This window comes from Agrobacterium sp. D14 (genome assembly GCF_001526505.1).
Taxonomy (GTDB): Bacteria; Pseudomonadota; Alphaproteobacteria; order Rhizobiales; family Rhizobiaceae; genus Agrobacterium; species Agrobacterium leguminum.
Genome location: NZ_ASXX01000068.1, coordinates 168,010 through 193,568, shown reverse-complemented (window position 1 = coordinate 193,568; position 25,559 = coordinate 168,010). Strand labels below are relative to the sequence as shown.

The following is a 25,559-nucleotide window of genomic DNA, read 5'->3' as shown; positions in this document are numbered from 1 at the left end:
GACAATACGAATGGCGTTCGAAAATTTTCCTCTTTTTCTCAAGTTTTCTTAGATGGAGGAAATAACGGTCAAAAACGGCGTGACTGTCCGCACCTTGCCGCCGAATGGCCGCACCACCGCATCGAGCGCGCGGATGGGGTCGGCAAGATCGAAGACGCCGCTGACGACGTTGTTTTTCAGGGCAGGGGTGGCGATGACCACCTTGCCTTTTTGCCAGCGGGCGATGCGATTGACCACCGCCGCGACCGTCTCCTTTTCGGCAATGAGCATGCCCGTGCGCCATGCCGCAATTTCAAAAGCCTCCCTGACGCCGCGATCCATACGGCGCGATGCCTGATCGTAGGTCAGCCAGTCGCCTGCAGCCAGTTTCTCGCCGCCGGGAGAGGGCAGATCGGGCGATGTGGCCAGAACCAGCCCATGATCGACGGAGACGGAGATGGAGAGATCGTCGCCCGAAACGTCGAAAGCGGTTCCGAGCGCTGTGGCGGTCAATGGTCCGTAGGCGACGGAGAAGGGGCGCGAGGCATCGGGCCGGACATCGAAATATGCCATGCCGGCAAGGAGGTTCACCCGTCTTGCCCGCTCGCCGAAATCGACGGCGATTGCGCTGTCCGGTCCAAGCGTGACCATGCTGCCGTCCTCGAGGGGAATTTCTCTGATCTCGGCCGTCGATGTCAGGTAGTCGGCGCGGGCGCGTAACGTCACATAGGGTGCCAGCACCGAACCGCCAGCCGCCGCACCGAGACAGAGTACGCCGCCGACAAGCAGAAGACGCCGGTTGGGGTCGAAGCCCTTTTGCGAGGAGCGGGCCTCCTCGGCCAGAATCTGGCCGGTCATGCCGTGGATCGCGGCGACCTTCGCCCAGGCGGCGGCATGGGCCGGTCCGCGCTCGACCCAGGCGCGTGCCGTTTCGATGGCGACGGGATTGCCGGGATCGTTCTGCAGGCGAATGGCAATATCCGCAGCTTCACGAAACAGGCGCCGTTCTTCCGACACTTCGTTCATAGGGAGCCTTTCAGGATTGCCGGAGACCGGACAATGTCACAGCCTTTGATATATACGAATGAGAGGCCGCATATTTCCGAATGAAAGAAGTTTAATGCGCAGGCCAGCGATTAAACGGCGATATCTGGGGCAAGACGACGGTTCCCGTCCTCTACAGACCGTTCAGCCGATCCTCTATGTGTTCGTAGGCGTCGCGGATCAAAACCCAGGTGCGGGTGGTGGACATGCCGAGCTTCTGCGCCACTTCGCTGATCGTCAGGCCGCCCATCCGGTGCAGCTGGAAGGCCTCGCGCACCCGCCGCGGCAGTTCCGCAAGCGCCTGTTCCACCAGTTGCAGCCGCTGGCGGTCATAGACGATGGTTTCGGCCGATGGCGACGGATCGATGATGGCATCGAAGGCATTTTGCGGCAGGTCGACACGGCGGAGGCTGCGTTCGCGGCGATAATGATCGATGCTGAGATTGCGCGCCACCGTATAGAGATAGGATTTGGGATTGTGGGAAGCGGCACTTGCCGGCGGCGGCGAGGCAAGCACCTTCAAAAACGCATCCTGCGCCAGATCGGATGCCGTTTCAGGATCGATGCCCCTGCTGCGCAGGGACCTGACAATGCCCTTCGCATATAGCCGGAACAATTCCTGCAGATCCCAACTCAAGAGCCTTGCCTTCCGGTAATCGACCCCGTGCCTGCCCGGTGAACGGACGGTCGGTGTGTCGAACGATGCAGCCGTCGGTCGATTATGTGCAATCGGTGCCGAATTCGAGAATATGCGAAGCGACGGCTTCGATAAGCAGGATCGCCCCGCAGGCATGATATCATCGGCCGTTGATGTTGCCGGTATCATGCTTGCGGGGCGACGGTAAAGTAAAACAGTCGCTGTACTATGGATTAGTCTGTGACCTTTTCTGCGTATATATCAATTGCCGCGACGAACGATGCGGACTGCGAGTAAAGGTTGTTATTCGGCGGGCTGCGCCACGGCTTCCATATCCGACCGTCCGCGATCTCCGGAGAGGCTGCGCTGGCCGAGCGCGATGATGGCGACTGTCGAAAGGCTTGCGGCGACGGACACCCAGAAACCGTTATCCGGGCCGAAATTGTCGATCACCCAGCCGGAGACGAAGGCGCCGAGCGCCATGCCGATACCGATGCCGGTCATCACCCAGGTCACGCCTTCCGTCAGCATCGATTCCGGCACGCGACGTTCGATCAGGCCGAATGAGGTGATGAAGATCGGCGAGATTGCAACGCCGCTGAGGAAAACGGCGAAAGCGAGAAGTGCTACCGAGGTGTTGGCGACAAGCAGCGGCAGGGCGGTGAGTGCAAGCACGCTGACGGCGATAAGCAATTGCCGTTGCAGCGGCATTTTGGGGTTGAGCGCGCCGAGGATGAGGCCGACCACGAAGGAGCCGATGGCATAGACGCCGATGACGAGGCTGGCGGCTTCCGGTTGACCAAGCGCCTTGGTGATTGCGACGGCACTTACCTCGGCCGTGGCGAAAGTGGAGCCGACGAAGATCAGCGCAAGCGTGATGATCTGGACCGGTCGCAGGAAGATGGCCGAACGCTGCCGGCGGCCGCTTTCAACCGGCCGCACCTTGGGCTCGGTCGCGCGTTGCAGGAGGAAGGCAAAGGTGCCGAGCGCCAGGAAGGTGGTGCTGATCATCATGCCCGCTTCCGGAAAGAGCGAAACCGCAAGACCAACGGAAAGCGAGGCGCCGGAGATATAGACAAGTTCGTCGGCGGCGGATTCGAAGGCGAAGGCGGTGTTCAGCTCCGGCCGGTCGCGGAAGATTTCCGTCCAGCGGGCGCGCATCATGGCGGGAATGCTCGGCATGGTGGCGGCGAGGAAGGCGGAAAGGAACAGCGTCCAGGCGGGCCATCTCTGATTTGTCGCGATAATCAGCGCCGCAAAGGCGATGACCGAGACGATGGTGGCGGGGATGAGGACCTTGCTCTGCCCCTTGCGGTCCACCAGCCGGGAGATTTGCGGGGAGAGGGCGGCATTGGTCAATGCGAAGGTTGCCGAGACGGCGCCGGCCAGCCAATATTCACCGTGAGTCTGGGAAAGCATGGCGACGATGCCGATCGGGGCCATGGCAATGGGAAGACGGGCGAAAAAACCGGCGGCGGAAAAGCCTTTTGCGCCTGGAGCCCTGAAAATTTCTCTGTATGGATTAGACATCGGGATGCACCTTGTTCTAAGGGTGTCCACCACATACATACGTGGCGTATGTGAATGAGATAATTGCATACGACACGTATGTCAACTAATATACGCGTCGTATGTAAAAAATGGAGAAGAAATGCGCAAACCTCGCAGCGAAATGATTGCCGAGACGCGGGCGAAGCTTCTGGCTGCCGGCCGAAAGGCCTTTGGCAGCATCGGTTATGCGGAAGCGTCGATGGACGACTTCACCGCTGAAGCCGGTCTCACCCGTGGCGCGCTCTATCACCATTTCGGCGACAAGAAAGGCCTGTTGCTGGCGGTTGTGGCCGAGATCGATGCGGAGATGACGAAGAGGCTCTGCGACATCTCGTCAAGGGCCGCGACCCGGTGGGAGGGTTTCGTCGAGGAGAATGTCGGTTATGTGCGCATGGCTCTCGAACCGGAAATCCAGCGGATCATCTTTCGCGACGGACCGGCCGTGCTCGGCGATCCGTCGCGCTGGCCCAATGCCAATGGCTGTATCTCGGCTGTCGCCCGAAGCCTGGATGCGCTCCGGGAAGAAGGCACCATCGGCGACATCGATCCGGAGGCATGCGCCCGCTTCATCAATGCGGCGAGCAGCAGCGCCGCCCAATGGATAGCCAATTCCGACGATCCCGAAACGACCTCGAAACGGGCTGTCGGCAGTTTCCGGACCTTTCTGGAGGGATTGCGGGTCAGGAAAGACTGACCCGCATAGCTGCCTATCTGTTATTCCGGGTCGGCTAGGCGATCATCACGGAAAATGTGTAGAGATATCTGGAATAGATACAGATCATGTTATTGGTAACACCTGTTTGACACCTCTGAGGTCAAGGTTATGGTCGACAAGCCGTCGCAAAAAGCGTCCGGAAGCGCGCCATCGGATCAATCGCCAAAGCTTCTTTCGGGCGGGAATCCCCAGATTGCAAAAGGATATGGCGACGCGCCGGTGCGGGCCTATATTGCCGCCATGCCGGGTTGGAAAAGTGCGGTCGGTGGCCGTATCGACAGGCTGATCGAAGGTGTCGTGCCCGGCGTGCGCAAGGCTGTGAAGTGGAATTCGCCTTTCTACGGCATGGAGGACGATATCTGGTTCCTCAGCCTTCACTGCTTTACGAAATACATCAAGGTGACCTTCCTTAACGGCGTATCCTTGCAGCCTTTGCCGCCCGGCACTTCCAAACATCCGAAAGTCCGCTACCTCGATATCCACGAGGATGCGTTTGACGAAGCGCAGTTCGTGGAGTGGGTGAGGCAGGCAAGCGTGTTGCCCGGCGAAAAAATGTGAGCGACCGGGTTTATCGGTGCCACAGGCTTTTAGGCACGCGATGATCGCGAAATGGGCCGGCGAATCATGCCGGTTTTCCTGCCTCTTAAGGATCGTGTCGCGCTGCGGATGATGAGAAATCGCGGGCTGTCCGATACAGTTTTTCCGGAGTGAAGAAAAACCGGCCGATCCGGCCGATTTCTGTTTACTTTTGCCGGGGTTGCACGCCATCACGCTTCACTGAATTCGCTGCCAGGCGTATCGCAAACCACGGAGGATGAGATGAAGGCATTGGTGCTGGAAGAAAAAGGCAAGCTCTCGCTCAGGGATTTTGACATTCCCGGTGGAGCAGGATCCGCTGAACTCGGGCCCAGGGATGTGCGCATCCGCACCCATACGGTCGGCATCTGCGGCTCGGATGTCCATTATTACACCCATGGCAAGATCGGTCATTTCGTCGTCAACGCGCCGATGGTGCTCGGCCATGAAGCGTCTGGAACGGTGATCGAAACCGGCGCCGAGGTGACGCATCTGAAGGTGGGTGACCGCGTCTGCATGGAGCCCGGCATTCCCGATCCCACATCGCGCGCCTCCAAGCTCGGCATCTACAATGTCGATCCGGCTGTCCGCTTCTGGGCGACGCCGCCCATTCATGGTTGCCTGACGCCTGAGGTCATTCATCCCGCCGCCTTCACTTACAAGCTGCCCGACAATGTGTCCTTCGCCGAAGGCGCCATGGTCGAACCCTTCGCCATCGGCATGCAGGCGGCGCTCCGGGCGCGTATCCAGCCGGGCGATATCGCTGTCGTCACCGGGGCAGGTCCGATAGGCATGATGGTGGCACTGGCGGCGCTTGCCGGCGGTTGCGCCAAGGTCATCGTTGCCGATCTCGCCCAGCCGAAGCTCGATATCATCGGTGCCTATGATGGCATCGAAACCGTCAACATCCGCGAACGCAATCTCGCCGAGGCCGTCTCGGCGGCGACCGACGGCTGGGGCTGCGATATCGTCTTCGAATGCTCGGGTGCAGCACCTGCCGTGCTCGGCATGGCGAAGCTGGCGCGGCCGGGCGGCGCGATCGTGCTGGTCGGCATGCCTGTCGATCCGGTTCCGGTCGATATTGTCGGCCTGCAGGCCAAGGAACTGCGGGTCGAAACGGTTTTCCGTTACGCCAATGTTTACGACCGGGCAGTTGCACTCATCGCCTCCGGCAAGGTCGACCTGAAGCCGCTGATTTCCGCGACCATTCCCTTCGAAGACAGCATCGCCGGCTTCGACCGTGCGGTGGAGGCGCGGGAAACGGACGTGAAACTTCAGATCGTGATGCCGTAGTAAAAGATCGCGTGCCGACCGCCGATGCCTGCCACCGATGATTGAGTGGCAGAGATGCTGCGGAAAAGTATGAGTGCGGCCTGCCGTTGTCCGGCGGTCCGCACTCCAAAAATTTACCGGATATCGCCTTCGGGTGAGCATTGTTTGAGCGGATCACGCCGAATTGTGCAAAAAAATCGGCGCGGCCGCCGAGTTTCTGGCCATCCCCATCCGGCGACTATTCAATTCCCGACAAAAAAGAGTCAAAAAAGTATCGGTAATTTCTTCGGCGTGATGTGGAAGCACAGATAGCGCACGCCATATGCTCCTCATCAACGCCTGGGACGAGCCATAAAGAGGAATGGCTCTGCTCCGCAAATGCGGCGGACGTGTCGATGGGAGGAACTATGATGCAGCCCGATCTGGAACTGGTGCACATCCGCAAGGGCGAATCCTTCGCCGCCTGGCGGCATGGCTATCCGTTCCGCACCGTGCGCTGGCATTATCATCCCGAATACGAAATCCATCTTGTCGTCGCCACGTCAGGCACGTTTTATATCGGCGATTTCGTCGGCCGTTTCGGCCCCGGTCAGCTCATCATGACCGGTCCCAATCTCCCCCAGAACTGGATCAGCGAGATCGAGCCGGACGAGATCGTGCCGACACGCTCTCTCGTGATCCAGTTTCCGGAGGCTTTTATCGAGGATGCCTGCGCTTCCATGTCGGAGATGGAGGTGGTGCGTGCGCTGCTGGACCGCAGCCGCCGCGGCATTCTGTTCGACGATGAAACAAGCGATCGCGTTCGTCCGCTGATCCTCCGGCTGATCGAGGCGCAGGGGCTGACGAGGCTCGCGCTTTTCTGGGAAATTCTCGATCTGCTGGTCAACGCGCCGTCTTCCGAGGTGCTGGCAAGCCTGAGCTACGAGCTGGACCTGACCGGCATCGGCGACAGCGGCATCAACCGCGCGCTGTCGCATCTGCGCCAGCACCTGACCGAGCAGGTCGAGGAAATCGACCTCGCCGAGATGGTGGGCCAGAGCCAGAGCGCCTTTTCCCGCGCCTTCAAGCGTCACACGGGAACGACGCTGGTGCGGTATCGCAATCAGTTACGCATCGATCTTGCCTGCCAGATGCTGCTGGCGGATCAGGAGGTCAAGGTGGCGGAGGTCTGCTATGATGTGGGCTTCTCCAATCTTTCGAATTTCAACCGGCATTTCCTGAAATTGAAGGGAATGTCGCCGTCGAGGTTCCGCACAATATTCGCAGCCCAGAAGGCAGCGGTCATGGCGGATTAAACCAGCGACACATCGCCGATTTTTTAGAATTCGGGCAGAGGGCTGTCCGGAAACGGGGTCTTGTTGCCCCAATTTTCCAACCGGGAGGAAGAGTGAGATGAAAATGAAGTCCAAGTTTCTGATGGCGACAGCCGCAATTGCAATGATGGCCGCTCCGGCGCTGGCGCAGGAAAAGCTGAAGATCGGCATGACCTTCCAGGAGCTGAACAACCCCTATTTCGTGTCGATGCAGGAAGCGCTGAAGGAAGCCGCCGCAAGCATCGGCGCCGACGTTGTCGTGACTGATGCCGGCCACGATGTGGCAAAGCAGATTTCCGACGTCGAAGACATGCTGCAGCAGAAGATCGACATCCTGCTTCTGAACCCCACCGACAGCGCAGGCATCGAAGCCGCCGTTCACGCTGCCAAGGCTGCCGGCGTAATCGTCGTTGCTGTTGACGCCAACGCCAACGGCCCGGTCGACACCTTCGTGGGCTCGAAGAACCGTGACGCGGGTTACAAGTCGTGCAAGCATCTCGGTGACGCGCTCGGCGGCAAGGGTGAAGTCGCCATTCTCGACGGCATTCCGGTCGTTCCGATCCTGCAGCGTGTCGAAGGCTGCAAGGCAGCTCTCGCCGAATTCGCCGACATCAAGCTGGTCGATACGCAGAACGGCCGTCAGGACCGCTCCGTTGCTCTCGGCGTCGTTGAAAACATGATCCAGTCGCGTCCGAACCTCGCGGGTATCTTCTCGGTGAACGATGGCGGTGCGATGGGCGCTCTGGCTGCTATTCAGGGTTCCGGCAAGGACATCAAGCTGACCTCGGTCGACGGTGCTCCGGAAGCGGTGAAGGCGATTGCCGAGGGTGGTCCTTTCATTGAAACCACCGCGCAGTTCCCGCGTGACCAGGTTCGCGTTGGCCTTGCCATGGCGCTCGCCCAGAAGTGGGGCGCTCGCGTCGTGCCGAAGGAAGTCCCGATCGACGTTATGGTCGTCGACAGCAAGAACGCCGGCGAGTTCAGCTGGTAAGAACTCCTCCCAGGCCCCGTCCCCTTCTCGTATGGGGGCGGGGTTAAATCCCGACCATTGAGGAGGGTGAAATGCTGGAACTGAATGGAATAAGAAAAAGCTTTGGCAAGATCGAAGTCCTGCGCGGCGTCGACCTTGAGGCGCGCGCCGGTGAGGTGCATGCGCTTCTGGGAGAAAACGGCGCTGGCAAGTCGACGCTGATGAAAATCCTGTGCGGCATTTTGCAGCCATCGGAGGGAACGATCCGCATTGACGGCAAGGATCGCCGCTTCGCCAATTACGATGAGGCGATTGCCGCCGGCATCGGCATCGTGTTTCAGGAATTCAGCCTGATCCCCTATCTCAATGCCGTGGAAAACATGTTTCTTGCCCGCGAGATCCGCGGGCCGCTGCGCCTTTTGAACAAGGGCGCGATGCGCAAGCGCGCGGCCGAGATCATGAGCCGGCTGGCGGTGGATGTACCGCTTGATGTGCCGGTGCATCGTCTTTCCGTTGCCCAGCAGCAATTCGCCGAAATCGCCAAAGCGCTGTCGCTGGATGCCCGTATCCTGGTGCTCGATGAGCCGACAGCGACGCTCACCCCATCCGAGACGGAACACCTGTTCAAGGTCATGCGCGAGCTGCGGCGTCAGGGCGTGGCGATCATCTTCATTTCGCATCACCTCGAAGAAATATTCGAGATTTGCGACCGCATCACCGTTCTGCGCGATGGCGAGTTGATCGGCTCCTGCCTGACGTCGGAGGTCGATAACGATCGTCTGGTCGAGATGATGGTCGGCCGGCGCATCGAAGCCAGTTTCCCGCCGAAGCCGCAGCTCGATCCTGCCGCCGCAAGCGTGATCGAAGTCGAAGAGCTGCAATTGAAGAAAGGCGGTCCCGTTTCGCGCTTTGCGTTGCGCAAGGGCGAAATCCTCGGCTTTGCCGGGCTTGTCGGCTCGGGCCGTACGGAAACGGTTCTCGCCATGCTCGGCGCGCATTCCGCCTCGCGCCGCAAGATCAGGGTTGACGGCGTGGACACGCGTTTTTCTGGCCCTGATGAGGCGCTGATGCGCGGCATCGGCCTGCTGCCGGAAAGCCGCAAGGAGGAGGGGCTGATTACCAGCTTCTCCATCCTGCAGAATATTTCGCTGAACAATTACCGCAAATACCGCAAGGCCCACTGGTTCCTCGATCTCAAAAAGGAACTGGAGCACACGACGAAGGCCATGGCGCAGGTGCAGGTCAAGGCGCAGGGACCCTTTGCCCGCGTCGATACGCTATCGGGCGGCAACCAGCAGAAGATCGTCATCGCCCGCTGGCTGAACCATGACATGCGCGTGCTGATCTTCGACGAGCCGACACGCGGCATCGATGTCGGCGCAAAGGCGGAAATCTACTCGCTGATGCGCGAATTCGCCGCCAAGGGCCATTCGATCATCATGATCTCCTCGGAGCTGCCGGAAGTGATCGGCATGTCCGACAGGGTCTGCGTCTTCCGTTCCGGCGGCATCGTCGCCACGGTCGAGGGGGAAGATATCAATTCAGAAACAATAATGACAAACGCCACCACCGGGAGAGTTGAACATGTCGCTTGATGCAAACACCGGCACTGCCGCGAAAACGGGCGGCTTCAGTCTCAGCGCCATGCTGCGTTCGCCGCTTGCCCTGCCTCTGGCGGGCCTGATTGTCGTATCGATCCTGATGGGGCTTGCGAGCGACAATTTCTTCAGCCTCAACAACATCATGAACGTGCTGCGGCAGGTTTCCGTCGTTGGCATTCTCGCCGTCGGCATGACCTTCGTTATCCTCACCGGCGGCATCGACCTGTCGGTCGGCGCGGTCATGGCGCTTGTCGGCACATTATCCGCCGGCCTGATGGTGAATTCGGGCCTGCCTGCCTCGGTTGCCCTGCCGGCCGGTCTCTTCATCGGTCTCGGCATTGGCATCTTCAACGGGGCGCTTGTCGCCTGGGGCAAGATGCCGGCCATCATCGTCACGCTTGCCACCATGGGCATGGCGCGCGGTCTCGGCCTCATTTATTCCGGCGGTTATCCGGTCAGCGGCATTCCGAGCTGGATTTCCTGGTTCGGCGTCGGTCGTATCGGCGTCGTTCCGGTGCCGGTCGTCATCATGGTGGTGATCTATGCCATCGCCTGGGTGCTGTTGCAGCGCACGGCTTTCGGCCGCCATGTATATGCACTTGGCGGAAACGAACTGGCGGCTCGTCTTTCGGGTGTGAAGACGCAGCGCGTCAAGCTCGCCGTCTACGGCATTTCGGGTGTCACCGCAGCGCTTGCGGCCCTCATCCTTACCGGCCGCCTGATGAGCGGTCAGCCGAATGCCGGCGTCGGCTTCGAACTGGACGCCATCGCGGCGGTCGTTCTCGGCGGCACGGCGATTGCTGGCGGCAGGGGTCTCATTCTCGGCACGCTGATTGGTGCGGTGCTGCTCGGCATTCTCAATAACGGCCTCAACCTGATGGGCATCAACCCCTATCTGCAGGATGTCATCAAGGGCGGCATCATCCTGCTGGCCATCTATATCGGGCGCGAATGGCGCTGAGCCGGCCCGGAAACATCTTCATAACGCAGGAGAATTAAATGTCTGAATCGCTGCAAGGCAAGATCGCGGTCATCACCGGCGCCGCATCCGGCATCGGGCTTGCCACCACCGAAGCGCTGCTGGAACAGGGCGCAACCGTGGTCATGGTCGACTGGAACGAGAAAGCCTTGAATGAACTCGCTACCAAGCTTGGCGACCGCGCCATTCCGCAGGTGACGAACCTTCTGGATGCCGACAGCTGCAACGCCATGATCCCCGAAATCCTCGGGAAGGTCGATCATATCGACATTCTCTATTGCAATGCCGGCACCTATATCGGCGGCGATCTCACCGAAACGACGCCTGAAGCCATCGACAAGATGCTGAACCTCAACGTCAACGCCGTCATGAAGAACGTCCATGCCGTCGTGCCGCATATGTCGGAGCGCAAGACCGGCGATATCGTCGTCACCTGCTCGATCGCCGGCCATTTCCCGACCTATTGGGAGCCGGTCTATTCGGGCTCGAAATGGGCGATCACCAGCTTCGTGCAGGGCATGCGCCGCCAGATGATCCCGCACGGCGTGCGCGTCGCGCAGGTGTCTCCCGGCCCGGTCGTTTCCGCACTTCTCGCCGACTGGCCGGAGGAAAATCTCCGCAAGGCCAAGGAGTCCGGCAGCCTCATCGATGCGAGCGAAGTGGCCGATGCCGTTGTCTACATGCTGACGCGCAAGCGCACGGTTACCATCCGCGACATGCTGGTCTTGCCGACCAACTTCGACCGCGTTTAAAAATCTCCGGAGCGGCGGAAAGACCGGAAACGGTCCCGCCGCTCGCCCCTGTTCAAGCACCGGATGATCCGCTCCGAGGAGTATCGCAAATGGCTTCCTATCTGATTGGCGTCGATGTCGGGACCGGCTCGGCGCGCGCCGGTGTCTTCGATGTCGCGGGAAAGCTTCTCGCCACCGCCAAACGCCCGATCGGCATGCATCGCGAGGACGGCGGCATTGCCGAACAATCGAGCGGCGAAGTATGGCAGGCCGTTTGCGACAGCGTCCGGGAAAGCGTTTCCCGCGCCGGCATCGATCCCGCCGAGGTCGCCGGCATCGGTTTCGATGCCACCTGCTCGCTGGTGGTGCGTGGACCGGACGATGAGACCCTGCCGGTGGGCGCACCGGATCATCCCGAGCGCGACATCATCGTCTGGATGGATCACCGCGCCGTCGAACAGGCGGAGCGCATCAATGCCGGCGAACACGCCGTGCTGAAATATGTCGGCGGCCGTATTTCCCCGGAAATGCAGACGCCGAAACTGCTGTGGCTCAGCGAAAACAAGCCGGACATCTATGCCCGGGCCGAGCACTTCTTCGACCTCACGGACTTTCTGACATGGAAGGCTTCGGGCGCGCTGGATCGCTCCGCCTGCACGGTGACCTGCAAATGGACCTATCTGGCCCATGAAAACCGTTGGGATGCGGAGTATTTCACTCGTATCGGACTTGGCGATCTCGCCGAGCAGGGTTTTCGCCGCATCGGTGAAAGCGTCGTCCATCCCGGCACGGCGCTGGGTAACGGTTTGACGGAAGACGCGGCAGAAGCCATGGGTCTGGTTGCGGGCACTGCGGTTGCGGCAGGTCTGATTGACGCCCATGCCGGCGGCGTCGGCACGGTGGCTGCGGGCGGCGATGCGTCGCGATGCCTCGGTTATGTTTTCGGCACCTCATCCTGCACGATGACGACCACCACCGAACCCGCCTTCGTGCCCGGCGTCTGGGGACCCTATTATTCGGCCATGGTTCCTGGCGCGTGGCTCAATGAAGGCGGCCAGTCTGCCGCCGGCGCGGCCATCGATTACCTGGTGCAGCTGCACCCGGCCTATGCCGAGGCGAAAGCTCTTGCCGCTAAGGAAGATAAAGCCTTGCCGGTATGGCTCGCTGACCGGGCGCTCAATCTTGCCGCATCCGCTTCCGCTGCCGCAAAGATCGCCGAGGATTTTCACGTGGTGCCGGAATTTCTCGGTAACCGCGCGCCGTTTGCCGATCCCCATGCCCGCGCCGTCATCGCCGGTTACGGTACCGAGACGGGCGTGGATTCCCTTGTGGCGCTTTATGTGGCCGGCCTTCTCGGCCTCGGTTATGGACTTCGCCAGATCATCGAAACGCAGGCCCGCAACGGTGCGCCGGTGGAAACCATCAGCGTCAGCGGCGGGGCGGGTGCGCATCCGCTTGCCCGGCAGCTGCTGGCGGACGCGACGGGGCTTCCCGTGGAACTGACTGAATGCGAGGAGCCGGTGCTTCTCGGCTCGGCCATGCTCGGTGCGGTTGCCGCAGGGACCTATCCGGACCTGATGGTCGCCATGCCCGCGATGTCGCGTGTCGGTAGCTGTGCTACGCCCGATCCAGATTTTCAGAAGATTCATCAGGCGCGGTACGACGCGTTTCTGGCGCTGCAAAATGCGGCGCGCGCCATTCGTGCCGCCAGCCATTGAACCACGTCACAAACTCATATCGTCCGGCCGTCATGGCCGCAAACTAAAGAGGATTCCATGCAGTTTTCCGGAAAATCCGTCATCATCACCGGCGCAGGAAAGGGCATCGGCCGCGCCTGCGCTCGCCTGATGGCCGCGCGCGGTGCGGAAGTGGTGGCGATCAGTCGCACCCAGTCCGATCTCGACAGCCTGAAAAGCGAAATCGGCGGCCGTTCGATCCGCGTCGATCTTGCCGATGTCGCCGCCACCCGCGCCGCCATGAAGGAAGCCGGCCCTTGCGATTTCCTCATCAACAGCGCCGGCATCAACGTGCTCGAAAGCGTGCTGGATATGAGCGATGCCGGTTATGAAGCCGTTCTCGGCATCAATCTGCGCGCGGCTTTGGTCGCATGTCAGGAATTTGCCCGCGCCCGCGTGGCGAAGGGCGGCGGCGGCGCCATCGTCAACATCACTTCCATCGCCGGTCACCGCGGTTTCCAGGATCACCTCTGCTACGCGGCCTCCAAGGCCGGGCTGGAAGGGGCGACCCGCGTTCTTGCCAAGGAGCTTGGCCCGCACGGCATCCGCGTCAACGCGGTTGCGCCCACCATCACCCTCACCGAACTGGCCGCGGAAGCATGGAACGATCCGGCGAAAAGCCAGCCGATGATGGTTCGCCATCCGCTCAACCGGTTCGCCGAAGCGGAAGAGGTGGCTCAGAGCATCGCGTTGCTCCTGTCGGATGACAGCCGCATGATTTCCGGAGCCGTATTGCCGGTCGATGGCGGTTTCCTCGCCGTTTGATGTCTTAGGGAAGTCTCAGGCGCAGGCGCCTGCCCGAAATAAAAGAACGCCCGGCAAACAGCCGGGCGCTCATCTTGATGAATGACAATGCTGTTAATGACGATGCTCGGGCATGTCCTTTAGCTGGTCCTTGGTCCATGAAGTGACCGCGTGGACATCGCCGTCCTCATCCCGCATGAAATCAAGATCGCTGAGCGGTACTGCGACCGGCTTTGCGCCGATACCAAGAAAGCCGCCGACATCGATGATGGCGGTGCTGCCGGCCCCGACGCCGTGGACATGATCGACCTTGCCGACCTTGTGATCGTCTGCACCATAAACGGTGGCGCCTTCAAGAACGGACGGCGTCAGTTCCGTTTCAACCAGGCGTACGTGATTGGTGTGATCCATTGTTCTTGCTCCTGTCTTGGTTTGCAGAAAACAAACTCCTCGACTGCAAAACCGTTCCATCGAACGTCGCTGGCCGGCGCCAGTCGGTGAGGACTGGTGATTTCTCATCGGTACATTGTTGGGGTTTGCGGCAGGCGGTTCCGAAAAGGTTGCGGAATGGTCACACCTTTTCTCCGGAAGACAAGTTTTCGCTAAATTGCAACCGCTAAAGTTGTTGCGATGACGTGTCTGGATGTTATCTCTGCGTCAGGTTGAATCATCAAGGGGATGAGGGATGAAAAAGTTGGGGGCGGTTTTGCTGGTGGCTCTTTTGAGCGCATGTGCAAAGCCATCTGACGGACCGACCGCAGGCAATATCCGATCTGCGACTTTCCCTCGAACCAACGAAAAAATCCCCGTCATCGAGCTGGCGAATGCGCCGGCGGCCACGGTTTCCGCCGGAAGCCTGCAGAATGCCTCCGGCCCCGGCCTCACAGCGCTTCGCAACACCGGTTACAACGCCCAGAGATTGCGTCGCGGCGACGTGATCGACATCACCGTGCTCGATACGGGCGAAGACGGGCTTTTCTCCCCGACGCAAAGCAAGACGCTCAATCTCGGACGCTTTACGGTGGACCAGAGCGGATCGGTGAATATCCCCTTCGTCGGCAAACAGAGGGTGGTGGATTCGACGCCCGAGGGGCTGCAATCGCAGGTCGTTGCCGGGCTCAAGGGATCGGCCGTGAACCCGCAGGCCGTCGTCACCGTCGTGGACAAGCCGACGAGCGCCGTCATGCTCAGCGGTGCGGTGAAAAACCCCGGAAAAATAACGCTCACCGCCCGTCAGGAGCGGGTGCTCGACGCGCTCAATCAGGCCGGCGGCCCGACCGTCGCTCCGGGCGCTGCCACGGTCACCGTCGTTCGCGGCTCGCACAGGGCCAGCGCGCCGCTTGACCGCGTGATGCGGGAAGACCGCCAGAATATCCGGCTGTCGCCGGACGATCAGATCATGATCGATGGCGATGCAGCGAGCTACACCGCGCTCGGCGCTTTCAAGAGCGCCGGCGAATTCCAGTTCGAAGCCGGAAAACTGACCCTCGCGCAGGCTGTTGGCCGCGCCGGCGGATTGCTGGATGACCGTGCGGACGCGCGCAATGTCTATGTCTTCCGCAACGAGATCATTCAGGTGCCATCGGCAACCGCATCGGGCGCGAAAGGCCCGGTTGCGACGGCCACGACCATGCGGCCGGTGATTTATCACGTCAACATGCGCGATGCTTCCAGCATTGCCCTCATGCAGCTCTTCCAGATGCAGAAGGGCGATGTGCTCTATGCCAGCAACGCACCGCTGGTGGATTCGGCCAAGCTCCTGACCGTGTTCCAGAAGAGTGTGCCGACGGCGGCAGCACCGCTTCCCGGCAGCGGCAACTGACCAATGAGGCGCTACAGAAGCTGTAGCGCTTCCATCGCGGATTGCGGTCGCGACGCGGGTTCGTCCTGGCAACAGGCGTCCGCAAAATCCGCCAGCCTTTGCGTTGTTCGAATCTCACTCGTAGCGAAAAGCCGCCGGGCGAGCCGCCCCACGGAGAATATATCCTGATCCGGCTTTGCGGTTGCGTCCCGCATCCGTTCCGGTGCTGCAAATTCGTGCGAGGCGGCAAAGCTCATGCCCCGGTCCGCGTGTTTTTGGCCGATCTCCAGCGCAATGCCGAAATCGCCAAGTCTGCCCGTTTCGAAATCGCCGTCCTCCAGTAGAATATTGGCTGGCGTGACATCGCAGTGGACATATCCCCTTGCATGCATGGCGCTCAGCCCTTCCAGCAGGCGGCGAAGGATTGTGATCGCCTGCGGTGCGCTAACCGGCGGCTGCGATGCAAGCGAGGCCAATGACCGCGGGAACCATGGCTGCAACAGGCCCGGCCGGCCATCGGCCAGTCTCAGCAGCGCCGATGTTTCCACCAGACACGGATGGCGCAATGTCAGGCCGAGCTGCGCCTCCTCGCGTAATCTTTGCAGCAGCGCCGCGTCGTTTCTCAACGCCGGCGGCGTGGTTTTCAGGGCGTGAAGGGAGCCGAGATCGCGGTGCCGCACCTGCAGCAGCAGCGTGTTTTCGCTTTCGTAGGCAATCCGTTCAAGGGCAAAGCTGTCGGCGATCCAGTCGGGTTTCGCGTCGGAAAAATGCGAGACTTTCCGGTCCAGCGCATTTCTGACCTGATCGATCAGGTCTTTCTGTTCTTCGGTGGGCCTTTCCCGCGTGCCGTCATGGCGGATGGTTTGCCACAGATCGGAAAAGCGCTCGGCGACCTGCGGGTAGGCAGGCCCATCGCCCGGTTGTTTACCCTTGCTCAAGCCGGTTTCCAATCACGATGGCGCTGACATTCTCGCGTGCGTCCTCGATCAGCGCTTCCTGGATCAGGGCGCTGGCGCAATCCTTGATCGGGGTGTTGCCGACAATCTCGGCAATGGCCCGCTCCTTCAGGATTTGTACCAGCGGATAGCTGCACAGGAGCAGCCTGTCCTGCGCCCCCCAGTCTTCCCCGACGATATCCGGCCGGAACTGCTGGGAAAGGCCGACACATTGCGAGAGCTGCCTTTTCATGCCGACAACGACGTGATCGCGCGAAAGCTGATGCATGGTTCCATTTTTCAGGAAATAGGCGCGCGCGTCGCCGGACCACAGGACACTCAACCTGCGGCCGATAATGGAGGCAATGATGACGCTTGCCATCGGCCTGCCGTCGGCGCCCATGGTTTGCCGGGACAGAAGCAGGCTGTTGACGGTGCCGAGCTTTCCCCTGATCTGCTGCGCCATCACCTCGGGGTTTTCGGCATCGGGCGTTTCGGCAAGAATATTTGTGGCCAGACGTGCAGCTTCCACGGCGCTGTGCGTGTCGCCCTGTCCATCTGCTATGGCGAAGAGGGCAGGGGTCTGGGAAACGAAAAGCGAATCCGCGTTCAGGGAAAGCCGTGTTCCGGGGTGCGTGGCATAGCTGTAGACGACCGATGACGGCTGTTCGGTTGCCGGCGCGGGCGCGGGCGGAGTTTTGTGTTTTGCACTTTCCTGCGCCTGTACGGGTATCGAGCCGTCCTCATCGCCCTTGCTTGCCATGTCGCTGAAGAGGCGCAGGAAATCGGAAGCTTTCGGTTTGCCGTCGAATTTGAGACCGCGGGCGCGGCGGCTGACGGGATCGATGCGCCACCAGAGGCTGGTCGGTGCACGGCTGCGCACCATTTCCGGCGCGTCATCCTCTTCCCGAGGTTTCGGCAGGCGCAGTTTTTTTACGGAGGTGTTAAACCGGGACATATCGAAATCGCCCGTCATGGATGTTTCGGCCAGCGCCTCGGCGGCCATGAACCAGGTGTCGTCGAGATAGAGGGTTCTCGGATGTTTCCGGAAGCTATTGAGCTGGGCAATTATGGCAAGAGGATATTTGCGTCCCACCCGGTCTGCACTGGGCACCAGCACGCCGGCATAGGCGCAGTTTCCCCATATGCCGCTTTCGATGATGAAGCGTATGGGCGGCGATGACGTAAATATTTCGGGCCATCGGCCCGAAAACAGGTCCGCGCAGGCATGCAGGCCGGATCGCATCCAGTCGTCAAATGTCCCGATCAGCTCCCGTTCAAGCCCATCGGAGATGAAGTCGCCATGGCTGGGGACCTTGCCGAAGAAACCGATGCGGTCGCTTTCCGCTGCGGTTTCCGCGGGCCTCGATGCCTGAGTGGCCATCAGTCGTTATTGACCGCGGTGCTTTTCGTCGTTGCTTTCATCATAGATCCCCTCCTTAAAAACGGTGCGCCGCCCCGCCGCTAAAATTGCGCGGGGCAGGCAAAGCCGGCGATGGCGTCCAGCTTGAACGGGTTGAGAACCGAGCCGAACTGAATATCGAATTCGGCAGCCTGAGCGCCATTCGCAAACCGCACCCGCAGCAGATCACCCGACTGGTTTTCGATGTCGGCGCCATCGAACAGCCGGAATGGCGACCAGTCGCCGTTTTCGGTTTTCGCCTGCTGCCAGCCGCCCGGCTGGAAAGCGATGCGCGACAGGCTCGCCGTGTTTTCACGCGATGGCCAGGTGATCGATTTTGCCTGAATGGGGCCGTGATAATAAACCACCCGCTCGCCTTCGATTTCCAGCATCACCGCGCTGGAGGCATTGGTGAGCGAAACGGGTTTGACATTGATCGACACCGCCGGCGTCTCGCTGCCATTCGGGAAAAAGGCGCGCGAAATCTTGTCGGCATTTTCGAACTGGGCGACGGCGCTGCTGGGAATGCCGGCGGCGCCGAAAGTGCCTTTCCAGCTCCAGGGGTTGGTCGTCCTGTCGACAAAGGCTTCCATTCGCTGTTTGAAGAAGGACTGGAAAACCCCGGTCGGCCCGAAGAGACGGGTGAAATCCGCGATGGCGACATCGCGGGAAGACGACCTGTCGAAAGGATAACGCCCGGTCACGATGGAAGAGCACAGGGATGCCGCATCGGCCGCCCAGAGTTCGGCAATGCGGCTGCGGGCGGATTTGACCGCAAGCGAGCCGACATCCGCCGCCACACCCGCCACCCACACATCGAGGGGTGCCGGCAACTCACGGGCCTGCTGCAACAGATCCTGATTGGCCTTGGTGAGCTGGCTGTCCACGTCGAACACCTTGGCGACCTCGTCGGAGGTGGTTGCCGAGCGGGCAAGCTGCTCGTTCAGCATCTTGAAATGCGCGAGCAACTGTTCCGATGGCGAGCCTCCGGCCTTGCCGCCATTGGCCTGCTCGCCCGTTGTGGCCGCGCCTTTCGCCGCCAGCATGTCCCGCAGTCTCGCATAGGGATCGGTTGCGTTCACCGTGGCGGCCAGAACGGCTGCGGTCGCGTCGCCTTCAGCGGCGGAGGCGAGGGCGGCGGGGTTTGCTCCGGGGCGCAGATCGGTCGCCTCCGCGATCGATCTGGCAGCCTCCACCACGATATTGCGTTCATTGGCAAGCGCGCGGGTTGTTTCCACCGCGTCGCCAAGGGTCTGGGACGGCTTGACCCGAAGGTCGGCCAGCGTATCGGCCCATTTTTTCTCGAAACGGTCGAAATAGATTTGCAGCGCGGCCTGCGCCACCTGCTCGACCGTTGCGCCACGGAGCGCATCATCGGAACCGCGCACCCACCCTTCGGAAAGTGCGATGCGCGCCGCATGGGCGACCTGCGGAATGACGACGCTGCGATATCCCTCCGCCGTGAAAAGACCTTCGATGCCTTCCGCCATCGGCGCTTTGCTGCGCCGCTCGAAGGCACGCTCTCCCAGCGGGCCGAAGGCCGTGGCGGGTGTCCATTCCATCAGTTCCCGCGCCTGCGGAAGGCCGGCGAGAATATCATAGGCGCGCGTGCCGACAGCCTGATTGCGGATGGTTTCACGGGCAGTGGCGATGAGCCGCGCATCGAGCTCAATCGGGGCGAGCACGCCGTCCGCGAGCGCTTTTGCATGCTGGTCGAGCGCTTCTCTGGCCGCCGCCCTTCCATCGCCGGGATAGAGGGATGCGAACATCTGGTGCGTCTGCACGGTCAGGAAATCGGGGTCCAGCGCACCCATGCCACCCAGCATTCCATAGAGCTTCAGCGAATTGAAGGTGCGCGTGATATCCTTTTCGTCCTTGAGCTGTTTCTGGAGCTGCACGATCATGCGCGGCAGGAGCAGGGCGTTGAGTGCGCGCTGATAGGCGTCACGCTGCCGTCCGGCGATCTTGTCTTCCTGATCGAGCCCGAAGCTGACATTCCACACTCTCTCGCGGGCAAAGCCGGAATTGACATCGCGCAGATTGTCGAGCGCCGGAAGGATGCGGAGAAAATCGGCGTCTGAAACATCGCGCACGGGAATGCCTTGAACGAGTTGTTCATAAGCGCCAAGTTTGCGATCCGCTTCGGCAAGCGCCTGCGTATTGGCGAAATAGGTGAAAATCCAGCCGGTGAAGACGATGGCGACTGCGGCGGCCGAAACACCATAGGCGATGCGCCGCACCAGCAATTGCCGTCCGGAAAGGCGCTTGTCGCGCATCACCAGCGCGGCTTCGGGGAAGATGACATCCTTGAACAGCCGCGACAGGAAGTAGCTTCGGCGAGTTCTGGCCGCTGCGGGAGACCTTTCCGTTTCCGGCTGCGTTCCCGAAGCGAGATAAACACCCCGCAAAAGCGGCGCTTCGATCAGCGGAGACCGTGCGCAAAGTTCGGTCAGGGCCTCATGGAGCCGGTCTTTCAACCGCGCAAGTTCGGCGGGGAAGCGGAAGATGCGGCCGCGCGTCTCGGCATTCTGCTCCTGCTGCAGGCGCTCGATCAGCATCGCATCGACCCGCTGTTGCAGCAGTTCGAACTCTTCCGTCAGGCGTTGCGGCAGGTTCTCGGCGGTATGGCTCTCATCCAGCTTGAAGGTCGTGCCCCACACCTGCTGGCGATCGGTCTTGTTGAAACCGTCGAAAAACTCCACGAAACCATGCAGCAGATCGGCCTTGGTCAGCACGATATAGACGGGAACGCGGGCATGCAGATATTCGTCCAGTTCCGAAAGCCGCTGACGTATGGAGCGCAGTTCCTGCCGTTGTTCCTCGGGATCGCGGGTGAGAAGATCGGGGATGGACAATGTCACCAGCGCGCCGTTGATCGGCTGCGAGCGGCGATAGCGTCTCAGAAGGCCGAGGAACCCTTCCCAGCCGGCTTTGGATGAGCCATCGAGGTCATCCTGTGTGGTGTAACGGCCGGCGGTGTCGATCAATATCGCCTCGTCGGCGAACCACCAGTTGCAGTTGCGCGTGCCGCCGATGCCCTTTACCGCGTTTTCGCCGAGCGCATCGCCAAGCGGAAATTGCAGGCCGGAATTGGTGAGTGCCGTCGTCTTGCCGGAGCCGGGGGCGCCGAAGATCACGTACCAGGGAAGGTCGTAAATATAACCGAAACGCTTTTTCGTGACCCGCCGCAGCAGCGCCAGCGCTTCCTTGAGACGCATCTGGATCTCGCCGACTTCGGCCTGGCGGTTGGCCAGGGCTTCGCGCTCGATACTGTCGACGAGTTCCTTGTCCTGCTTGCGCCCGCGATAAATGGTGACGGCGATATAGATCAGCCATATGGCGAGAACGATGCCTATGGCGATGAGCCGGGCCTGCGTCGTTCCCAATGGCTTGAAATCGCCCAGCGCGACCAGATAGCCGTAAAACCAGATGACGATGCAGAGCGCGACCACCCATAATAGCGACAGGAAACGGCGGCCGATGAGAGCGGCATAGCTCTCGACATAGGATCGGATCGTATAAAAATAGCTCAATGGATTCATGGCTGTGCCTCTTGCGGCTGCTGTCCCGAACTGTTCTGGATGGTCGGCGAGAGAATGCCGGCGTCGCTCAGTTTTTCATCGGGATTGGTCAGGACCATGATTTCCGTTCTGCGGTTGATCTGGCGGCCTTCCTCCGTTTTGTTGTCGGCGATCGGGTCGCTGTCGGCACGGCCTTCCGTCAGGATCGCTTCCGGGCCGGTGAATTGTGAAAGAATGTCCCCGACCGCCTTGGCGCGGGCTTCGGAAAGGTGCCAGTTGGACGGAAACTCCACCGTCTTGATCGGCACGGTATCGGTATAGCCGATGACGACGGCGCGGAATTTTTCAGCCGCAAGCGCGCCGCCGATACGCTGGATGAGATCGCGGAACTGCGGGCTGACATCGGCGCTGCCGGTGGAGAACAGGCCCGAATTGTTGATGCGAATGCGCAGCCGCCCGTTTACATCCGCCAGCGTGACAAGTTTCTTTTCGACTTCCGGCTGAAGGAAGGCCATCAGCTTTTCAAGCCGGGAGGGTTGCCTTGGCTCGACCGGCTTCGGCGGTTCCACGACCTTCGGCGTTTCGACCTGCGCCGGCGGCTGGGGCGGGCTTGCGATCAGCACGCTCGGTGTCTCGTTCGGCGGCAGATGGGCGAGCCTTTCGAAAGTGACATCGGATGCGTTGTTGAGCGACAGCGTGAAGAAGAGATAACCAAGCGCGAAGGCAAGCGCCATCAGGGACAGCAGGGTCCACAGCGCAGCCATCGTCCGCAATGGCGTATGACGGGCTTCCACGCCTTTCCAGTGCGGCGAAAGCTCCCGTTCGAAGGTGCCGTATTGGCCGATCAGCGTCTTGTAGAGGCTGTCGCGGATGCGCGAAAGCTCCAGCGCACCCTTTGGCGAAACGCGGGTGCGCCCTTCGAAAGCCAGCGACAGGCACAGATAGATCAACAGCAGCAGATCCTTGCTGGCGCCGGGCGACTGATGGAAATGGTCGAGAATGTCGAAAACCCGGTCGCCGCCGGTGACATCGTTGTGGAAGGTGGAGACAAGGCCGGAGCGCGCCCAGCCTGCCCGCACGCCCCAGGGTTTGCTCAGAACCACATCATCCACCGTGGCGCAGACGACATAATGCGCCGCCCTTGCCCGCTCGGGGCTGATGCGGGCGGAGGCGAGATCGCGCTCGTAGCGGGTGATCGCCTCAATGCAGGCGCGGCGAAGCTGATCGGGATCCGGTTCGGCATCGCTGAAGCGCAGGAGATGCGCGAGGTTGAGAAGGGGAGCGGCCGATTGCACGAGCGTCGGCACATCGCCGCCGCCGAAATGGAAACCGGAGAGCAGCTGATCGACCGGCATGGCGGCCGCGCCTGCCTTCGGTCGCCCGGCGGGGGCGTCGGTCTCGACAATGTCTTCGAGGATCGCCGCCATGTTGCGGGCGTTCTGGTTGCGTCTGCGGCTTTCCTCGGTGATTTCAACCACCGTCGGCAAATCCTGCCAGGAAGAGGGGTTTTCCTTGCTCATTCGCGTAACGCCCACATTTCCATCTCAAGCCCGGGGAACTCGCCCGCCAGATGCAGGGCAATCGCGCCGGAGGTCTCAAGCTGCTTCCAGAGGGGTGATTGCGTGTCGATCTCGAAATAGACGGTGCCGGACCGATAGGGCAATTGCCGTGGCAGGACCGGCAGGGAGCGCACGGGAATGCCGGGCAGCGCCACATTGACCAGTTCGGAAATCCGCTCCACCGGCCCGACCTTGATCTGTGCCGGCAGGCGGCGGCGAATGTCTTCGGCGGCCATATCCGCGCGCACGGCAAGCACGAAGCCGGCATCGCGCAGCAGCGTGCGGTCGTGGATGGTGCCGACGCGGACGCCGTGGCGGCGCTCCACCAGCTCGATCGCAACCGCTGCCTGTTCCAGAACCGCTGACAGCGATGTGCGCAGATCGTCGAAAACCGCCCCGAAGGTGGCTTTCAAGTCCTCGTGCCGATAGGGCGGGAAATCCGTCGCCCGCTTTTTGTCCGTGGTGAAGGTTGCAAGCTCGCCGGCAAGCTGGATGCAGTCTTCGTAAAAACGGATGGGATGAAAACGCGTGGCGTTGGCGCAGCGATGCGCCAGCAGCGGATCGGCCCGGTTGAGGATTTGCAGCAGGAAATAATCGCCCACTTCCGCCGTTCCCCGGATCGTCGGATCGCCGATGCGTTCGGCAATCGCCTGGGCGCGGTGGCGCACGATCCCCAGAAGCTCCGTCAGCAATTCGTTGAGGCGGGGCGCCGCCGCGCAGCTGAGGCTCGGAGGAATGAAATCCGGGTCCAGAATGACCGCGCGGTCGGAACGGACCTCAATGACCCTTGCAAGACCGATGAGATCGTAACCGGAAAGATCGTCGCCGGTTTTCAGGAATTTCAGGCTGAGACGACCGACATCGATGGGGGCCACGAAATCCGTCTCGATATTGGTGTCGGAGACCTCATAGCTGGAGGCCGTGAAGCGCACATTGTTCGCATCGTTGCGGCCGCTGGCGGACATGTCGGCCTTGCCCGGCTGCCGGGCCGGCAGGGCGAGATAGATAACGGCGTTCTTGACGCTTTCGTCGAGATCGAGCGGCGGCGGCAGGTCGGAATCCTCCGGTGCCTCGAAAGGCGTCCCATCGGGAAGAACGCCGCGCAGGTTCGACAGGGCGAATTGCCCTATCGACAGCGCGCTGCGGTCCACGCCGATTTCGGCGATGCCCCACGGGTAAGGCGAGAGGTTGCGCGTGGTGTTGCGCACCAGCCGTTCTGTCCAGCGGTCGGATTGCTGAAAATGCTGGACGCGAAGAAACATGCCCTCGCTCCAGGCAACACGGTTCTCATGTCTCATCGTGGTTGTTTACCCCCTTTGAATCGGCCGTTATCGCGTCAGGTTCCTGCGTGGGCGCGGCCTCACCGCGCGCTGCCCGCTGCAGGAACTGCCTGACCGGCAATGGATGGCCGTTTTCCTCAAATTGCTTTTTGTAAGTGGACCAGTAGTCGGTCTTCATGATCAGCCCCTGCCAGTCGCGGCGCTCGATTTTGGCACGAAGATCGTTGCCGGCATCGACGGAGGCTTCGAGAAGCCTCGGCTCGAGTTTTTGCGTGCAGCCGTGGATCAGGGTTTCAAGAGAGGCGGCGAGCCGCCGCTGCTGGCGGATGAGCGTTTCCACCCGCTCGCTCAGGGAGGCTGGCGAACCGTGGCCGGCGCGCTCACCTTCGATGTCGAGAATGGCCAGACAATCGGCGCTTTCCTGCTCCAGCGCGGTCAGAAGATCGCCGATCTCCAGCGCGGTCGAAGCATCGGCAGTTGATGTGTTCTCCAGGGTCAGGTCTTCGCCTGCTTCCGGGAAAACGCTGTCGAAATCCTCGTTACCTGAGGCCGAAACCGGGCGAGAGATCATGACTGGCGTGTTCAGTGCGTCGGTATGTTCGTGCTCGCTGCTTGCAACCGGCTCCTCGTCCCAGTTATCAGGCAGAACGGCGCCTATTCCGCGCGCCGCGGGCGGTTCGCTCCAGCCGATCTCGACATTTCGCGAAATGGATTTTGCCTTCCGCTTCGCGCCCTCGCGCCATGTTTCGGACCAGTCGTCGGCGGAGGCGGTGTTGCCCATCACGCCGCCGGCCGAACGGCCATTCGGAGCGATGTCGGCAAGGATCGCTGAAATGGTCAGCGGCTCGTCACTCATGCGCAGGGATGCGTCGGGATCGGAAAAATCCAGCTCGGCATCGCCGCTGATGGCGACCTGAAAAACCTGCCCGCCAATGTTGATTTGCGAACCGTCGCGGAGACGCGCGCTTTCGCCTTCCAGCAGCAAGCGGCCATCGACCAGCGTGCCGTTCGCGCTCTGGTCAAGGATCGTAAAACCTTCGCCATCGCGGCTGAGCGTGCAGTGCAGTTTGGAAACGCGCCGCTCATTGTCGTCGATCTGCCAGTCGCAATCGCGAGACCGGCCGATGACGCGGCGGCCGCGCTCGAAGCTCCACTGACTGGCTCTTGCGGCTCCGATATTTCGTGTGTCCTTGAGTGCAAGCTTCATATCCAT

General features: G+C 61.1%; 21 protein-coding genes. 11 read left to right on the top strand and 10 right to left on the bottom strand.

Annotated elements, in window-relative coordinates; all coding sequences use genetic code 11:
* Positions 1-48 precede the first annotated feature (48 nt).
* The 3 genes from L901_RS25325 to L901_RS25315 form a co-directional block, all read right to left on the bottom strand.
* Positions 49-1,005: a FecR family protein gene (locus L901_RS25325; RefSeq protein ID WP_059761114.1), complete on the bottom strand. Its 957-nt coding sequence runs from the start codon at positions 1,003-1,005 to the stop codon at positions 49-51.
* A gap of 151 nt (positions 1,006-1,156) precedes the next feature.
* Positions 1,157-1,660 (bottom strand): RNA polymerase sigma factor, encoded by a 504-nt coding sequence (locus L901_RS25320; RefSeq protein WP_020812324.1) that lies wholly within the window; start codon positions 1,658-1,660, stop codon positions 1,157-1,159.
* Positions 1,661-1,963: 303 nt separating this feature from the next.
* Positions 1,964-3,190 carry an MFS transporter gene (locus L901_RS25315; RefSeq protein WP_059761112.1) on the bottom strand — a complete coding sequence of 409 codons (1,227 nt, stop codon included), beginning with the start codon at positions 3,188-3,190 and terminating at the stop codon, positions 1,964-1,966.
* A 121-nt stretch (positions 3,191-3,311) separates the two neighbouring features.
* On the opposite strand from L901_RS25315, the gene L901_RS25310 reads away from it, so the two are divergent.
* The 10 genes from L901_RS25310 (at position 3,312) to L901_RS25265 (ending at position 13,869) form a co-directional block, all read left to right on the top strand.
* Positions 3,312-3,905, top strand: coding sequence for a TetR/AcrR family transcriptional regulator (locus L901_RS25310; protein WP_059761108.1), 594 nt, complete (start codon positions 3,312-3,314; stop codon positions 3,903-3,905).
* 129 nt (positions 3,906-4,034) lie between these two features.
* On the top strand, positions 4,035-4,484 hold the full coding sequence (locus tag L901_RS25305) for a DUF1801 domain-containing protein (protein ID WP_059761106.1): 450 nt from the start codon (positions 4,035-4,037) through the stop codon (positions 4,482-4,484).
* A gap of 261 nt (positions 4,485-4,745) precedes the next feature.
* Positions 4,746-5,795 carry an NAD(P)-dependent alcohol dehydrogenase gene (locus tag L901_RS25300; RefSeq protein ID WP_059761103.1) on the top strand — a complete coding sequence of 350 codons (1,050 nt, stop codon included), beginning with the start codon at positions 4,746-4,748 and terminating at the stop codon, positions 5,793-5,795.
* A 389-nt stretch (positions 5,796-6,184) separates the two neighbouring features.
* A complete protein-coding gene (locus L901_RS25295) occupies positions 6,185-7,069 on the top strand; it encodes an AraC family transcriptional regulator (protein WP_059761270.1) in 885 nt (294 codons plus the stop codon).
* 97 nt (positions 7,070-7,166) lie between these two features.
* Positions 7,167-8,078, top strand: a complete 912-nt coding sequence (locus L901_RS25290; RefSeq protein WP_080820364.1) for an ABC transporter substrate-binding protein — start codon at positions 7,167-7,169, stop codon at positions 8,076-8,078.
* Between the two features lie 71 nt (positions 8,079-8,149).
* A complete protein-coding gene (locus tag L901_RS25285; RefSeq protein ID WP_059761101.1) occupies positions 8,150-9,652 on the top strand; it encodes a sugar ABC transporter ATP-binding protein in 1,503 nt (500 codons plus the stop codon).
* The gene (locus tag L901_RS25280; protein WP_020812316.1) at positions 9,642-10,619 is read left to right on the top strand and encodes an ABC transporter permease; all 978 of its coding nucleotides are present in this window, start codon (positions 9,642-9,644) and stop codon (positions 10,617-10,619) included. The genes L901_RS25285 and L901_RS25280 overlap by 11 nt, the downstream gene beginning before the upstream one ends.
* A gap of 38 nt (positions 10,620-10,657) precedes the next feature.
* Positions 10,658-11,389: an SDR family oxidoreductase gene (locus L901_RS25275; protein ID WP_059761100.1), complete on the top strand. Its 732-nt coding sequence runs from the start codon at positions 10,658-10,660 to the stop codon at positions 11,387-11,389.
* Between the two features lie 89 nt (positions 11,390-11,478).
* A complete protein-coding gene (locus L901_RS25270; protein ID WP_059761098.1) occupies positions 11,479-13,086 on the top strand; it encodes an FGGY-family carbohydrate kinase in 1,608 nt (535 codons plus the stop codon).
* A gap of 57 nt (positions 13,087-13,143) precedes the next feature.
* Positions 13,144-13,869 carry an SDR family oxidoreductase gene (locus L901_RS25265; RefSeq protein WP_020812313.1) on the top strand — a complete coding sequence of 242 codons (726 nt, stop codon included), beginning with the start codon at positions 13,144-13,146 and terminating at the stop codon, positions 13,867-13,869.
* Between the two features lie 93 nt (positions 13,870-13,962).
* Here the strand turns inward: L901_RS25265 and L901_RS25260 are convergent, their stop codons facing one another.
* Complete coding sequence (locus tag L901_RS25260) at positions 13,963-14,259, bottom strand: PRC-barrel domain-containing protein (RefSeq protein ID WP_003522015.1); 297 nt, start codon at positions 14,257-14,259, stop codon at positions 13,963-13,965.
* Positions 14,260-14,533: 274 nt separating this feature from the next.
* On the opposite strand from L901_RS25260, the gene L901_RS25255 reads away from it, so the two are divergent.
* Positions 14,534-15,670, top strand: a complete 1,137-nt coding sequence (locus tag L901_RS25255) for a polysaccharide biosynthesis/export family protein (protein ID WP_020812312.1) — start codon at positions 14,534-14,536, stop codon at positions 15,668-15,670.
* 11 nt (positions 15,671-15,681) lie between these two features.
* Here L901_RS25255 and L901_RS25250 read toward each other — a convergent pair whose 3' ends face one another.
* From L901_RS25250 to L901_RS25225, 6 genes are all read right to left on the bottom strand, one after another.
* On the bottom strand, positions 15,682-16,587 hold the full coding sequence (locus L901_RS25250) for a protein kinase (RefSeq protein ID WP_059761096.1): 906 nt from the start codon (positions 16,585-16,587) through the stop codon (positions 15,682-15,684).
* Positions 16,574-17,968, bottom strand: a complete 1,395-nt coding sequence (tagF, locus tag L901_RS25245; protein WP_059761094.1) for a type VI secretion system-associated protein TagF — start codon at positions 17,966-17,968, stop codon at positions 16,574-16,576. Before tagF ends, L901_RS25250 begins: the two co-directional genes overlap by 14 nt.
* 80 nt (positions 17,969-18,048) lie before the next feature.
* The gene (gene tssM, locus L901_RS25240) at positions 18,049-21,528 is read right to left on the bottom strand and encodes a type VI secretion system membrane subunit TssM (protein WP_059761092.1); all 3,480 of its coding nucleotides are present in this window, start codon (positions 21,526-21,528) and stop codon (positions 18,049-18,051) included.
* Positions 21,525-23,027, bottom strand: coding sequence for a type VI secretion system protein TssL, long form (gene tssL, locus L901_RS25235; RefSeq protein ID WP_059761090.1), 1,503 nt, complete (start codon positions 23,025-23,027; stop codon positions 21,525-21,527). Before tssL ends, tssM begins: the two co-directional genes overlap by 4 nt.
* A complete protein-coding gene (gene tssK, locus L901_RS25230; protein ID WP_059761087.1) occupies positions 23,024-24,364 on the bottom strand; it encodes a type VI secretion system baseplate subunit TssK in 1,341 nt (446 codons plus the stop codon). Before tssK ends, tssL begins: the two co-directional genes overlap by 4 nt.
* Positions 24,354-25,559, bottom strand: a complete 1,206-nt coding sequence (locus L901_RS25225) for a type VI secretion system-associated FHA domain protein (RefSeq protein WP_059761086.1) — start codon at positions 25,557-25,559, stop codon at positions 24,354-24,356. Before L901_RS25225 ends, tssK begins: the two co-directional genes overlap by 11 nt.